The organism is Martelella sp. NC20 (assembly GCF_013459645.1).
GTDB lineage: Bacteria > Pseudomonadota > Alphaproteobacteria > Rhizobiales > Rhizobiaceae > Martelella.
Genome location: NZ_CP054861.1, coordinates 4,059,108 through 4,073,071 on the forward strand (window position 1 = coordinate 4,059,108; position 13,964 = coordinate 4,073,071).

Genomic DNA, 13,964 nt, shown 5'->3' on the forward strand with positions numbered 1-13,964 from the left:
TGGCCGGACCCGACTGACGCCAGAGGACCCAGACCATGACCGATGATACCTATCAGGCTTTCACGCGCGCCGGCACAGCCGGAGAACCGCTCGTCTTCAGCTTTCACGGCACAGGCGGCAATGAACACCAGTTCGTCCCGCTCGTGGAGCAGATTCTGCCGGGCGCTGCCATCGTCTCGCCGCGCGGCGACGTTTCGGAATTCGGCGCTTTGCGCTTCTTCCGCCGCACCGGCGAAGGTGTTTACGACATGGACGATCTTGCCCGCCGCACCGACAAGATGCGCCGCTTCATCGCGGCGCACCGCAAAGCCGATCCCAGCCGCACAGTCTATGGCATCGGCTATTCCAACGGCGCCAACATTCTCGCCTCGGTGCTGTTCAGACAACCGGATCTCTTCGACCGTGCCGTGCTCATGCATCCGCTGATCCCGTGGACGCCGGAGGATAATCCGGCGCTATCGGGCAAGGATATTCTGGTAACCGCCGGTGAACGCGACCCGATCTGCCCACCTGCCGGAACCCGCGCCCTGATCGGCTATTTCGAAGCACAGAAGGCTATGGTCCGGTCGCTCTTCCACGGCGGCGGCCACGAAATCCGCCCGCAGGAAATCGACGCCGTCGCCGAATTCCTGAAAAACTGACAGACCTCTCCCCCTCCTCTGCGTCATTCTCAGGGCTTGTCTGGATGAGGCAGGTGGAGAGCTCCGCTGAGCACTGGCGGCAAAACCTCAGCCCGCGACCTTGCCGCCCGTCATCGGCGCGGGAACACCGGTGGTGGTCGGGAAGCTGATCGGGAGACCGCGCAGCGTGCGTACCGCCAGAAACGCGAAACACTCGGCCTCGATCGCATCGCCGCGCCAGCCGACCGTTTCCGCGGGCACGGCCTCGACGCCGGCGCGGGTGTCGAGCATCGCCATGATCGCCGGGTTGCGCCGCCCGCCGCCGCAGACGATCAGGCGTTTCGGACGCACCGGCAGAAGGTCGAGCGCCTTGCCGACGGCCGAGGCGGTGAACGCGGTCAGCGTTGCAGCGCCCGTGGCGGGATCGAGACCTTCGGCCATGGCGGCGGTGAAGTCGAAACGGTCGAGGGACTTCGGATAAGGCGCTGAAAGATAGGGATGTTCGAGCAGTCGCGCGAGCCGATCCTCGTCAACCGTTCCGGAGAGCGCCAGCCTGCCGTCGCGATCCATGTCGCCGAGGCCGTTTTCCTTCATGAAATCGTTGAGCGGGGCGTTGGCGGGACCGGTATCGAAGGCGATCAGCCGGTCGCCGCCATCCCACGACGTGACGTTGGCGACACCGCCGAGATTGAGCACCGCCGTCTCGCCCGTCATGTCGAGACCGCGCAGCAAGGCCTGATGATAGCCCGCAGAAAGCGGCGCGCCCTGCCCGCCCGCGCGAACATCGGCGGTGCGGAAATCATAGGCGACCTCGCAGCCGAGCAGTTCGTGCATCAAAGCGCCGTCGCCGAGCTGGCGGGTATCGCCGATCCGGTCCTTGGTCGGCGCGCGGTGCAGCACGGACTGGCCATGAAAGCCGACAACGCCGATATCGGCCATTGTCAGCCCTTCCGCTTCCACCAGCGCCCTGACGGCTGCGGACTGGGCGCGGGTCAGGACCTCTTCGGCTTCCGCGAAGGTTTCCGGCTCGGGGCCCTCGAAATTCCATTTGCGGGCAATGGCGAGCGTTTCCTCCAGCAGGTCGCGGGTCGATTGCGGATAGGGCGCCAGCGTGTAGGCCCCGAATTCGGTGACGCTTACCCCGTCGGTTTTCAGCATCGCCACATCGATATTGCCGTCGAGCACGGTGCCCGTCATCAGGCCGACCGCCCAGACCGGTTTGAATTCCTCAGCCATCATTCCGCTCCGTTTATGAAATCGCTGACAGCGCGGCGCAGTGCCATGATGCCGCTGTCGACATGGCGGCTGGGGTGGACGCGATTGGTCAGCAATGTCCAGGCGTGGCCGCGCTCGAAATCGACCACCAGCGAGGTGCCGGTGAAGCCGGTATGGCCGATGGTCGCCTGCGAGCAGAGCGCGCCGCCATGCCAGCCCTCATAAGGCCGTTCCCAGCCATGGGTGCGGCGCTCGGACAAGGGCTCCCGCATCAGCCTGACGGCTGCGTCATCCCGGTTGTCGCGCTTCAGGAGATCGCGGGCGAAACCCAAAACGGCATCGACCTGCCCGAATAGCCCGGCATGGCCGGAGCCCTGAAGGGCGTAGCAATTCTCGTCGTGAACCTCGCCCGCAATCACCCGGCCGCGCCATGTGCACCGCTCGGTCGCGACGGTCTTCGCGGGCTCGGCGGAAAACGCAAAGCCCGGCCCGGGCTTGAGATCGCGGATCGTATCGCCCGAAAGCCGTTCCAGCGCGATGCCGAGCAGGATGAAGTTGATATCGGAATAGACCGGCGTTTCCACCCGTCTCCACTCCCGCTGAAGCACGAAGGCCCTCAACCGGTCGGGGTCGCCGCCATAGGTGTAGATCGGCTCGACCGCGGGGAAATGCGTCTGGTGCCCAAGGCACTGGCGGAAGGTCACCTGCCGCTCCCAGCAGTTCGGATCGTATTGCCGAAAATCGGGAATGACGGAGGTCAGCGGCGCATCGAGGTCGATTTCTCCGGCCTCGGCGAGCGCCAGAATGCGCGGCGTGGTGAAGATCACCTTGGTGAGCGAGGCGAGATCGAACCATGTATCGATCGTCATCTGACGCTCTTCCGGCACGATGGCGGCCCTGCCCGCGCCCCGGGTCAAACGCCTGCCCTCAAGGTCGATCCATCCCAGCACGCCGCCCGGAATCCGTCCGGCGGCAACGGATCGCTCCAGCGCCGAAAAAGCCTTGTCGAACCTGATCTCGCTCATCATTCCGCCCTCGCCAGATGATCATCGCCATAGGATACCCAGTCGGCATCCGGCGGCTCATAGCCCGCCGGGCGCACCAGCGACGGCACGTCGGTGGTGTCGACGCGGTAATCCTGGCGGCGGCGGTCGATGCTCGGCACCGCCGAAATCAGCCGCTTTGTATAGGAATGCCGCGGCTCTGCAAGCACCGCCCGCGCATCGCCGATCTCGACGATCTGGCCGGCATAGACCACGGCGATGCGGTGAGCGATACGCTCGACCACGGCCATGTCGTGAGTGACGAACACGTAGGAGAGGTTCATGTCGCGCTGAAGCTCGGTCAGAAGCTCCAGCACCATCGCCTGCACCGAGACATCGAGCGCGGAGACAGCCTCGTCCAGCACCACGACGGAGGGCTTCAGCATCAGCGCCCGGGCGATGCAGAGCCGCTGGCGCTGGCCGCCGGAGAATTCGTGCGGATAGCGCGTCAGCGCGTTTTCCGGCAGGCCGACGCGCTTCAGCAGCGCGGCCATATGGGCGCGGGTATCGGCGTTCAGCCGGCCGCCGGTGGCGATCACCGGTTCGGCGAGGATGCTGTCGACGCGAAGACGCGGATTGAGCGAGGCATAGGGGTTCTGGAACACCATCTGGATCGGATCGCCATGGGCGGCGACGTTGCCGCCATCGCCCAGCGAGAACGAGCCCCGCGTCGGTTTGGTGAGGCCCATGATCGCCCGCGCGGTGGTCGACTTGCCGGAACCGCTTTCGCCGACAATGCCCAGCGTCTCGCCCGGCATCAGGTCGAAATCGATGCCATCGACGGCGTGAACCGCGCCCGCCTGCTTTCTGAACAGGCCGGAAGTCACCGGGAAACGCACCGTCAGGTTTTCAACCTTCAGCGCCGGCGAGACATCCGGTTTGCGCGCAAAATCGCTGCGCACGGCACGGCCCTCGGCAAAATGCGGCACGGCCTTCAGCAGGTGCTGCGTGTAGGCATGTTGCGGGTTGTCGAGAACCGTGTCGGTTTCGCCCTGCTCCACCACCTCGCCCTGCTGCATCACCATCACCTTGTCGGCGATGCCAGCGACAAGGCCGATATCATGGGTGATGAAGATCAGGCCCATCTCGCTCTCGCGCTTCAGATCGGAGAGCAGTGCCAGGATCTGTGCCTGCACCGTGACGTCAAGCGCCGTGGTCGGCTCGTCGGCGATCAGCAGGCGCGGATTGCAGGACAGCGCGATCGCGATCATCACCCGCTGCAGCATGCCGCCGGAAAGCTGGTGCGGATGGTATTTCAGCCGCCGTTCGGCATCGGGAATGCGAACCCGCTCAAGGGCTTCCCGCGCCGCATTCATCGCCTGCTTTCCAGTGAGGCCGTGATGCAGGCGGAAGCTTTCGGCGATCTGCTCGCCAACGGTGTGGACCGGGTTCAGCGAGGTCATCGGCTCCTGAAAGATCATCCCGATCTCGCGGCCGCGAATGCCGGTCAGGCGGTTCTCGGGAAGCGTCGCGAGGTCGACCGTGCTGCCGTCTGACAGCGTATAATCGATCCGCCCGCCGGTGATCTTGCCGCCGCCGAAATCGACCAGACGGTTGAGGCAGAGCGAGGTGACGGATTTGCCCGAGCCGCTTTCGCCGACAATGGCGAGCGTCTCGCCGGCATCGAGATCGAAGCTGACGCCGCGCACGACCTCGTTCTTCTCCGGTTTTTTACCGAAGCCGACGCGGAGATCGGAGACAGAGAGAAGCCTGCTCATGCCTCGGCCCTCCGCGAGCGTGGGTCGAGAATGTCGCGCAGCGCATCGCCCAGAAGGTTGAAGCCGAGAATGCCGAGCATGATCGCGAGCGCCGGGAAGATCAGCAGCCAGGGCGCCATCTCCATCAGGTTGCGGGCCTCACTCAGCATCAGCCCGAGGGAGGCCTGCGGCGGTTGGGTGCCGAGGCCGAGAAAGGACAGCCCCGCCTCCGTCAGCAGCGCCCAGGCCAACGCCAGCGTCACCTGCACGGTGAGCGGCGCGACCAGATTGAGCAGCATATGCCGCGACAGGATGTAGGTGCGCGACGATCCGAAAGTGCGGGCGGCGTCGACGAATTCACGGGTCTTCAGCGACAGCGCCGGGCCACGCACCACGCGGGTGAAGATCGGCGTGTAGACGAAGGCGATCGCCACAACGCTGGTCCAGGTTCCGGGGCCGACAATGGTGATGATCAGCAGCGCCAGCAGGATCGCCGGAAAGGCGAGCAGCACGTCCATCAGCCGCATGATCGCGCCATCCCAGTTGCCGCCGAACCAGGCGGCGGCCAGACCGAGCACGATGCCGGCGATTGTGGCGAGCGCAACGGAGGAAAACGAGACGATGAAGGATTGCGCGATGCCGATCATCAGCCGGCTTGCGACATCGCGGCCGAGCAGATCGGTGCCCATCCAGTAGGTGGCGGATGGCGCGTGCAGCCGGTCGATGCGGAATTGCATCAGCGGGTCGTGCGGTGTCGCGCCGATCAAGCCGAGGATCGCCACCACGATATAGAACCCGACGATCGCGCCGCCGATGCGGCCGCTTGGATGGGAGAAGATTGAACGTATGAGAGCCATCACTGCGCCCCCAGCCGGATACGCGGATCGAGCGCCGCATAGGCGAGATCGACCAGCAGATTGACGATCATGAAGTTGAGCGCGATGAACAATACGCTGCCCTGCACCAGCGCATAGTCACGCTGGAGAATGGCATCCAGCACCGTGCGTCCGAGACCCGGAAGCGCGAACACCTGTTCAACGATCACCGCGCCGCCCAGCAGATAGCCGAACTCGACGCCGGAGACGGTCACGACCGGGATCAGCGCATTGGGCAGGGCATGGTGCCAGATCACCTTGCGCTGCGGCACGCCCTTGGCGCGGGCGGTGCGAACATAGTCGTCGGAGAGAATATCGAGCATGGCGGAGCGCGATATCCGGGTGACGGCGGCGGCGAAGGCAAAGCCAAGCGTCAGCGCGGGCAGGATCATCTGGGCGAGGTTCTTCAACGGATCAACGAAAAGCGGCGTGAAGGTGCCCATGGCTGGCAGCACGCCGAACCAGACCGAGAGCGCGTAGATCGCCAGCAGCGCGACCACGAAACTCGGCGTCGACTGGCCGATCATCGCGACCACGCGGACGATCAGATCGGACGGTTTTTCAGCGTGGGTTGCAGCGTAAATGCCCGCCGGCAACCCGATGGCAAGCGCCACGATCATCGACAGCAATGCCAGTTCGAGCGTCAGCGGAAACACCCTGAGGATGACGTCCAGCACCGGCTTGCCATAGGTGACGGAAATGCCGAGATCGCCGTGGAGCGCGCCGCCGAGCCAGTGCCAGTACTGGGAGAACCAGCTCCGGTCCATGCCGAAATAGCTTTCAAGCGCCGCCCGCTGATTGGGGGTCAGAAGCCCGGCCTCGGTCCCCAGCATCGCCGTGATGGCATCGCCGGGAACCAGCCTGATCGAGATGAACACGAGGACCGACACCCCGAGCATGACCAGAGGAAAGGTCACCAGTCTTCGGGTCAGATAGTTCATGGAATGTTGTCCTCGCGCCTTTGCTTATTCGCCGACGGTAACGGCGGACAGCCCATAAAGCGAGCCGGTCGGCGTCGCTTCGAAGCCGCTCACCTTGTCGGTGCTGGCGGTGTAGCTGTAGCCGGTGTAAAGCCAGACCCAGGGCGAAACCTCGGTGATGTGCTTCGAGAATTCAGCGAATATTTCCTTGCGCTTGGCCGGATCCGTTTCCACGCGACCTTCATTCATCAACGTATCAAGTTCGTCGTCGATATAATGGGCGACGTGGTTGAGGTTGCCGTCCTTTGTCCAGTAGCGGTTATACATGGTGTAGGGATCGGTGCGGCCGCCGTTCAGCGCCACGGCCATATCGAAATCGCCCTTCAGCCAGCGGTCGATATAGACGTTCAGCTCCATCATCTCGATATCGAGATCAATGCCGATCTCGGCGAGTTGCGACTGGATGACCTGGGCCTCGGAAGCCGCCGTAGGCGGTTCGCCGGTCGCCGCCATCACCTTGGCCGAGAAACCGTCCGCAAAGCCTGCTTCCTTCATCAGCGCCCTGGCCTTGTCGAGATCCTGCGTATAGCAGAACAGTTCGGAGGGATCGGTGGCGAAGGCCGGCATGGTCAACGGGCCGGTTACCTTGCCCTCGCCGAGAAGCGCCGCATCAAGCACATCCTGCCGGTCGATGGCGCAGGAGATCGCCTGACGGACCTTGAGTTCGGCCATCGCGCCCTCTTCGGCATTGAGCTGGAGCACGTGATAGGACAGCACCGGCTCGCGATCGAGCGTCAGTCCCGGATTGCTCGGAACCAATGTTGCGACCAGCGGATCGTTGATCAGCGCGAAATCGACCTGGCCGGTCCGCAGCGACGCAAGAATGGCGGTCTCATCGGGAAGGACCGAGATATCGATGCCATCAACGCCGGGCGTACCGCCGGCCCAGTTGCTGTTGGCTTCCAGCACCTCGCGTGAATTCGGGTCCCAGCTTTTCAGCACGAACGGACCGGAACCGGTGGTTTGAGTGCCCAGCGTATCGGCCTCAATCGCCGCCGCCGGAACGATCGCCGCATTGATCGACGACATCGCCGTCAGCAGCGGAACGTCCGGCTGCGACAGGTTGAAGACGACGGTTTCGTCATCGGGCGTATCGATGCTTTCGATCGACAGGAAATTGGAGCGGGCGGCGGCGCTGGTGGCCTCGTCAAGGATACGCTCGAACGAAGCCTTCACATCCGCCGGCATCACCTTGTCGCCATTGGAGAATTTGGCATTCGGATCGAGCTTGAAGGTCAGCGTCTTGCCGTCCTCGGAAAATTCCCAGGAGACGGCGATGGCCGGCACCACGTTCAGTTCGGCATCGGTGCGCGCCAGCGGCTCGTAAATGAGTTCGAGCAGGCGGATCGACGCAAATGCGGTCTGTTTGTGCGGATCAAGGCCGGTCGCGTCCTGCGACCACGCCATTTTCAATGTCGCTGCCGCGGCCGGCATGGCCGTGAGCGCTGCGGCAATGGCAACCGCGGATGCAATCGTCTTGATTTGAACTCTTCCCATGATCATGTCCCTCGAGATGATGATTGTTGCCGGCCAGATGGGCCGGAGCGACTTCAGTCTTCGCGGCCTGGCGCCGTCTTCTGGTTGATCGCCTTGCGCAGATAGCCGCCGGATCTCACCAGAAGATCGCGGCCTTGCTGCAATTCCATATCCGTCAGCGCCAGCAGGATGGCGAGCTTGACGTCGTTGCCGGTTTTCTCCAGCAGCGCCGCCGCCTCGTCCGCGCCGACGCCGGAGGCATCCATGACGATGCGCACCGCGCGGGCGTAAAGCTTGGCGTTGCTGACCGTCACGTCGACCATCAGGTTCTGGTAGACCTTGCCGATGCGGATCATGCTGGCCGTGCTCAGCATGTTGAGCACGAGCTTCTGCGCCGTTCCGGATTTCATGCGGGTGGAACCGGTCAGAACCTCGGGGCCGACAACCGGGGCAATCGAGATATCGGCAATCGTCGCAATCGCTGAAGCCGGATTACACGAAAGCGCGACCGTGCCCGCGCCCTTGCCGCGCGCATATTCCAGAGCGCCAATGACATAGGGCGTGCGGCCGCTGACGGCGATGCCGACGACGACATCCCGCTCGCTCAATTCGACGGCCTCAAGATCGGCGGCGCCCAGAGCCGGGTCATCCTCCGCGCCCTCGACGGCGGTGGTGAGTGCTGCATTGCCGCCGGCGATCAGGCCGAGCACCATGCCGGGCGGCACCGAAAATGTCGGCGGGCATTCGGAGGCATCGAGCACGCCGAGGCGACCGCTGGTGCCGGCGCCGATATAGATCAGCCGCCCGCCACTATTGAAGGCCGCGACGATGCGTTCGACCGCCGCCGTGATCGACGGGATTTCGCGGGCGACCGCGCCCGCCACCGCCTCGTCCTCGGCATTGATGGTCTCGATGATCTCGCGCGTGGTCATGAGATCGAGCTCGAGGCTCTTCGGATTGCGCCCTTCGGACACCAGTTTGTCGAGCTCGCCGTTCAGCAAATTCAAGAGACGCTTCCCCTGCCCTTCGCGGCGCGCCGATGCTTCTGTTCCAATCGGCCGCACCTTCGGATTTGATCCAAGGCTATAATTGGAAATTCCACCTGTCAAATAAATTCAAGAATAATTTATTCCATTGCCACCGGCGCTGTTCGAGCGAAACCAATTCGCAACAATTCCATTGTATTCCAAAAATCGGGAATTTATTATTCTTCGACAATCGCCCCATCGGAAAGGCAGGCAATGTCCGTCCTCAAGATCATCGAAGCCCAGCTTGAAAGCCTTGCGCCCGCCGACCGGCAGATCGGCAATTTCATCCTCGCCCATCCCGACGAGGTGTTGCGGCTGTCTTCGGCAAGCCTTGCCGAAAAGACCGGACGTAGCCAGTCGAGCGTGGTGAAATTCGCCCAGAAACTCGGCTTTTCCGGCTATCAGGACATGAAATTCGCCGTCAGCAAGGCCAAGGCGAGTGAATGGCGTACGCCAGGCGCGCTGCATTCGACGATCGAGCTTGGCGACAGCCACGCAACGATCGCGCAGAAGCTGCTTGCCAGCAAGATGCACGCCATGCAGCAGACGCTCGCCGCCAATGACGAGGGCGCGATTGCCCGGGCGCTGGAGTTCACCGACGCCGCGCGGCGCATTCACGTGGCCGGCGTTGGCGCCTCCTCGCTGGTGGCGCGCGATTTCTGCTACAAGCTGCAGAAGCTCGGCCGCTATGCGCTGCATGATTCCGACAGCCACGTGCAGATGGCCAATGTGTCGGCCGCAAGACCCGGCGACGTGCTGTTCGCGCTCTCCTATTCCGGCGCAAGCATCGAGACCGTGCGCATCGCCGAGCTTGCCCGCGACCGGGCCGCGACGGTGATCTCGCTGACTGGGCCGAAACAGAATGCGATCGCCCGGGTGGCCGACCTCAATCTCTATACCATCGCCGATGAGGAAAAGGTGCGTTCCTCGGCGATCACCGCGCGCGATGCCCAGCTGATGCTGACCGATTTCATCTTCATCCTGCTGCTGCAGCGCCAGCAGGATGCCGGCGACTACATCGCCGACAGCGGCGAGGCGGTGACGGCGCTGAAGCTTGGCGAGAAATGACGCCGCCTATCCTTTAATGGGTATGCAGATTTCCGTCAGCAGGTCCTGGGGCGCCACTTCGCGCGGATTGTTGAGATAGACTTCCGCGGGCGGCGCGTCCGCCGGCTCATATCCATTAGCCGGAAGGTAGCTACCATAAAACCAGCCATAGGCCTTGTGAAGCTCCGCATAAGGTCCGATATGGCGCAACACGGCATAGCGACCACCGGCGATCTCACGCAGCTCCAGCCCCGCTGGCGGCGTGAAACCGGCAGGCACGACAAAGCCGGCGAAGGACTGCAACGCCTCCTCCGCGACAAGCCCGGGGTCCGAATAATAGATTCCGACCATCTGCATATCCGGCCGGAACAGGCCCGCCGCCGCCATCTTTCCGACAGCCTCTCCAAAGGCCTTATCGACTTCCATGTAGGAGCCGGTGTGCGGCACGCCGGCCACGGTTCTGGCATTCTCTTTCCTGAGTTCGACGTCATACATCGCATCATTCTCCTCGGTGACATGGTTATCGAAAATAACGTGACGCCCGCTGCTGCGATATCTCGCCGGCGCCATTCCGTAAGCGGATTTGAAACTTCGTGTGAAAGATGCGACGCTCGAATAGCCGGCGCGGCTGGCAATGCTCTCTATGCCTGCCGCGCCGTTGACGAGTTCGCCGGCGGCCCGGTGAAGGCGCAACCGCTTCACCGTGGCGTGGATGGTTTCGCCATACACCGCCCGGTAGATCCGGTGCCAGTGCCACGGCGAAAGGCAGGCGATCTCGGCGAGTTTTGCATAGTCGAGCTCATCGTCCAGATGGGCGCTGATGTAATTGCTGACCCGCTCCAGCCTTTGCTGATAGGTCCCGAAAACCTCCGTATTTTTCATCACAACCGTTCGCGCCCGTTTGACGTTTCCTTCTAAACACAGCCCGCATTGACAAATCTTGCGGAATCGCTCCTCGGGTGCAATTATCCGTGTGCCCTTCCGTGGCCCTCAGGTGAAATGATCATGCCAACCCGTCTCGTTCCCAAGACCGTCAGCGTTCTGCGCGAAGGTTATTCCTTTTCCCGGTTGAGAAGCGATGCCATCGCCGGATTGACCGTCGCCATCGTGGCGCTGCCGCTGTCGATGGCGATCGCGATCGCATGCGGCGTTTCGCCAGATCGGGGGCTTTACGCGGCGATCATCGGCGGGTTCTTCGTCTCGCTGCTTGGCGGCAGCCGCCACCAGATCGGCGGCCCGGCGGGGGCGTTCATCGTGCTGGTCGCAGCCTCGGTCGAACGCAACGGCGTTGACGGGCTGATCATCGCCGTCATTCTCTCCGGCCTGATCATGATCGCGGCCGGCTATCTGAAGCTCGGCGCCTATATCCGCTTCATACCCTATCCGGTGACGGTCGGCTTCACCGCCGGTATTGCCATCATCATCTTCGCCAGCCAGCTTTCCGCGATCTTCGGCCTCGATCTGCCCGGAAAGGAACCCGGCCCCCTCGCCGAGAAGGTCGCCTATCTGGCGCAATATGTCGGGACCACCAACATCGCGGCCCTTGCCATCGCGGTGCTGACTGTCGCCATTATTGTGGCTGTAAAACGCTTCCGTCCGGGCTGGCCGGGCATGCTGATCGCGGTTGCCGTGGCGAGTCTCGCGGCCTTCGCCCTCAACCTGCCGGTGGAAACCATCGGTAGCCAGTTCGGCGGACTGCCGCGAGGGTTGCAGGCCCCGGCCCTGCCCGCCCTGTCGCTCCAGAAGGTCATCGCCGTGCTTCCCGATGCCTTCGCCTTCGCGCTGCTGGGCTCGATCGAATCCCTGCTTTCAGCCGTCGTCGCCGACGGCATGACGGGCCGCAGGCATCGCTCCAACATGGAACTGGTCGGCCAGGGCGTGGCCAATATCGCCTCCGGCCTGTTCGGCGGCATCTGCGTGACCGGCACCATCGCCCGCACCGCAACCAATGTGCGCGCCGGGGCGACCAGCCCGTTTTCCGGCATGCTGCACGCGCTGTTCCTGCTGCTGTTCATGATTGTCGCAGCACCGCTTGCCAGCTTCATCCCGCTGGCAACCCTTGCCGGCGTGCTTGCGGTTGTGGCCTGGACGATGGTGGAAAAGGCGGCGATCAGAACGCTGCTACGCACCTCGCGCGGCGATGCCGTGATCCTGCTGGTGACGCTGCTCCTCGTGGTCTTCCGTGATCTGACCGAAGGCATTGTCGCAGGATTCGCGCTCGGCGCGGTGCTTTTCATCGACCGCATGGGCAAGAATGTCGCGGTCAGCCCCTATTCCGACTATAACGCCACGGCCGAAGACCCGATCGCCAATACCGACCCCGATACCGTGGTCTACCGCATTTCCGGCGCGTTCTTCTTCGGCGCGGCCGCCACCGTCGGCTCGGTGCTCGACCGCGTTGCCGGCGGCGCGCGCAATTTCGTGCTGGACCTGTCGGACGTGCCCTATCTCGATTCCTCGGCCGCCAATGTGCTGGAGGGAACGATCAGCAAGGCGGAACACCGCAAGGTACGGATCTTGCTGGCCGGCGCCGCGCCGAATGTCCGAGCGATCCTCGAAAGCCACGATATTGCGGAACCGCGCGTGACCTATTGCGCGGATCTTGATGAGGCTGCCGGGCGAATCGACGCCTCGAAGCGCGAAGCCTCGGCCTGAGGACGCCCGCGGTGAAACCGGCCTTCCCTTGAAGGGGCGGACGCAGTGTTCCAACAGGAAATACATAACCAGAACATACTGTAATTTCTCTATACATTACAATGCCTTGAGAGGGGCTTGCGGAACCGGAACAAATAGGGTACGAATATGTAAGTTTTCAAATCGTCTAGGCGGCGGCGGCAACAAGGGATAAGGTCCATGGCACAGAATTCACTACGACTCGTCGAGGAAAAATCGGTGAACAAGAGCAAGGCGCTGGAAGCGGCACTTTCACAGATCGAGCGCTCGTTCGGCAAGGGCTCGATCATGAAGCTCGGCGCCAATGATAGCGTCGTCGAGATCGAAACGGTGTCAACCGGCTCGCTCGGCCTTGATATCGCGCTTGGCATCGGTGGACTGCCCAAGGGACGCATCATCGAGATTTACGGCCCGGAAAGCTCCGGCAAGACCACGCTGGCCCTGCAGGTAATTGCCGAGGCGCAGAAGAGCGGCGGCATTTGCGGCTTTATCGATGCCGAGCACGCGCTCGATCCGGTCTATGCGCGCAAGCTCGGCGTCGATCTGCATGACCTGCTGATATCCCAGCCGGATACCGGCGAGCAGGGGCTTGAAATCGCCGATACGCTGGTGCGCTCGGGCGCGCTCGACGTGATCGTGATCGACTCGGTCGCCGCGCTCACCCCGCGCGCCGAAATCGAGGGCGAGATGGGCGACAGTCTTCCCGGCCTGCAGGCGCGGCTGATGAGCCAGGCATTGCGCAAGCTCACCGGCTCGATCTCGCGTTCCAACTGCATGGTGGTCTTCATCAACCAGATCCGCATGAAGATCGGCGTGATGTTCGGTTCGCCCGAAACCACGACGGGCGGCAACGCGCTGAAATTCTACGCTTCCGTCCGCCTCGACATCCGCCGCATCGGCGCGGTCAAGGATCGCGACGAGGTTGTCGGCAACCAGACCCGCGTGAAGGTGGTGAAGAACAAGATGGCCCCGCCCTTCAAGCAGGTCGAGTTCGACATCATGTATGGCGAGGGCGTGTCCAAGACCGGCGAACTGGTCGATCTCGGCGTCAAGGCCGGCATCGTAGAGAAGTCCGGCTCCTGGTTTTCCTATAACAGCGAGCGCCTCGGCCAGGGGCGTGAAAACGCGAAGACTTTCCTGAAGGAAAACCCTGCAATAGCCGATGAAATCGAGCTTGCTTTGCGCCAGAATGCCGGCCTGCTTTCCGAAGGCCTGCTCGATGCCGACGAAAATGCCGAGGATAATGGCGGCGATGCCACCGGCACAAACGACGAATAGGTTTCGTTGTATTTCATGACTTCGATTAAACA

General features: G+C 63.0%; 12 protein-coding genes. 4 read left to right on the top strand and 8 right to left on the bottom strand.

Going from position 1 to position 13,964, the window contains the following annotated elements; translation table 11 throughout:
* Nucleotides 1-35: 35 nt before the first annotated feature.
* The gene (locus HQ843_RS19470; RefSeq protein ID WP_180901618.1) at nucleotides 36-641 is read left to right on the top strand and encodes an alpha/beta hydrolase; all 606 of its coding nucleotides are present in this window, start codon (nucleotides 36-38) and stop codon (nucleotides 639-641) included.
* 87 nt (nucleotides 642-728) lie between these two features.
* Here HQ843_RS19470 and HQ843_RS19475 read toward each other — a convergent pair whose 3' ends face one another.
* Genes HQ843_RS19475 through murQ form a run of 7 tightly spaced genes read right to left on the bottom strand, consistent with a single transcriptional unit; the run spans nucleotide 729 to nucleotide 8,913 of the window.
* Nucleotides 729-1,856 carry an anhydro-N-acetylmuramic acid kinase gene (locus HQ843_RS19475; protein WP_180901617.1) on the bottom strand — a complete coding sequence of 376 codons (1,128 nt, stop codon included), beginning with the start codon at nucleotides 1,854-1,856 and terminating at the stop codon, nucleotides 729-731.
* Nucleotides 1,856-2,860, bottom strand: coding sequence for a serine hydrolase domain-containing protein (locus tag HQ843_RS19480; RefSeq protein WP_180901616.1), 1,005 nt, complete (start codon nucleotides 2,858-2,860; stop codon nucleotides 1,856-1,858). The genes HQ843_RS19475 and HQ843_RS19480 overlap by 1 nt, the downstream gene beginning before the upstream one ends.
* The gene (locus HQ843_RS19485) at nucleotides 2,860-4,596 is read right to left on the bottom strand and encodes an ABC transporter ATP-binding protein (RefSeq protein WP_180901615.1); all 1,737 of its coding nucleotides are present in this window, start codon (nucleotides 4,594-4,596) and stop codon (nucleotides 2,860-2,862) included. Before HQ843_RS19485 ends, HQ843_RS19480 begins: the two co-directional genes overlap by 1 nt.
* Nucleotides 4,593-5,432: an ABC transporter permease gene (locus tag HQ843_RS19490; protein ID WP_180901614.1), complete on the bottom strand. Its 840-nt coding sequence runs from the start codon at nucleotides 5,430-5,432 to the stop codon at nucleotides 4,593-4,595. Before HQ843_RS19490 ends, HQ843_RS19485 begins: the two co-directional genes overlap by 4 nt.
* On the bottom strand, nucleotides 5,432-6,391 hold the full coding sequence (locus tag HQ843_RS19495; protein ID WP_180901613.1) for an ABC transporter permease: 960 nt from the start codon (nucleotides 6,389-6,391) through the stop codon (nucleotides 5,432-5,434). Before HQ843_RS19495 ends, HQ843_RS19490 begins: the two co-directional genes overlap by 1 nt.
* A 24-nt stretch (nucleotides 6,392-6,415) precedes the next feature.
* Complete coding sequence (locus tag HQ843_RS19500; protein ID WP_180901612.1) at nucleotides 6,416-7,927, bottom strand: ABC transporter substrate-binding protein; 1,512 nt, start codon at nucleotides 7,925-7,927, stop codon at nucleotides 6,416-6,418.
* A gap of 53 nt (nucleotides 7,928-7,980) precedes the next feature.
* Nucleotides 7,981-8,913 (bottom strand): N-acetylmuramic acid 6-phosphate etherase, encoded by a 933-nt coding sequence (gene murQ / locus HQ843_RS19505; protein WP_180901611.1) that lies wholly within the window; start codon nucleotides 8,911-8,913, stop codon nucleotides 7,981-7,983.
* Nucleotides 8,914-9,147: 234 nt separating this feature from the next.
* On the opposite strand from murQ, the gene HQ843_RS19510 reads away from it, so the two are divergent.
* Entirely contained in the window at nucleotides 9,148-10,002 is an 855-nt protein-coding gene (locus tag HQ843_RS19510; protein WP_180901610.1) for a MurR/RpiR family transcriptional regulator, read from the top strand.
* A 6-nt stretch (nucleotides 10,003-10,008) separates the two neighbouring features.
* Here the strand turns inward: HQ843_RS19510 and HQ843_RS19515 are convergent, their stop codons facing one another.
* Nucleotides 10,009-10,863, bottom strand: coding sequence for an AraC family transcriptional regulator (locus HQ843_RS19515; RefSeq protein WP_180901609.1), 855 nt, complete (start codon nucleotides 10,861-10,863; stop codon nucleotides 10,009-10,011).
* 123 nt (nucleotides 10,864-10,986) lie between these two features.
* Here HQ843_RS19515 and HQ843_RS19520 point away from each other — a divergent pair, with 123 nt between their 5' ends.
* Nucleotides 10,987-12,636 (top strand): SulP family inorganic anion transporter, encoded by a 1,650-nt coding sequence (locus HQ843_RS19520; RefSeq protein WP_180901608.1) that lies wholly within the window; start codon nucleotides 10,987-10,989, stop codon nucleotides 12,634-12,636.
* A 198-nt stretch (nucleotides 12,637-12,834) separates the two neighbouring features.
* A complete protein-coding gene (gene recA / locus HQ843_RS19525; protein WP_180901607.1) occupies nucleotides 12,835-13,932 on the top strand; it encodes a recombinase RecA in 1,098 nt (365 codons plus the stop codon).
* The last annotated feature ends 32 nt before the right edge of the window (nucleotides 13,933-13,964 follow it).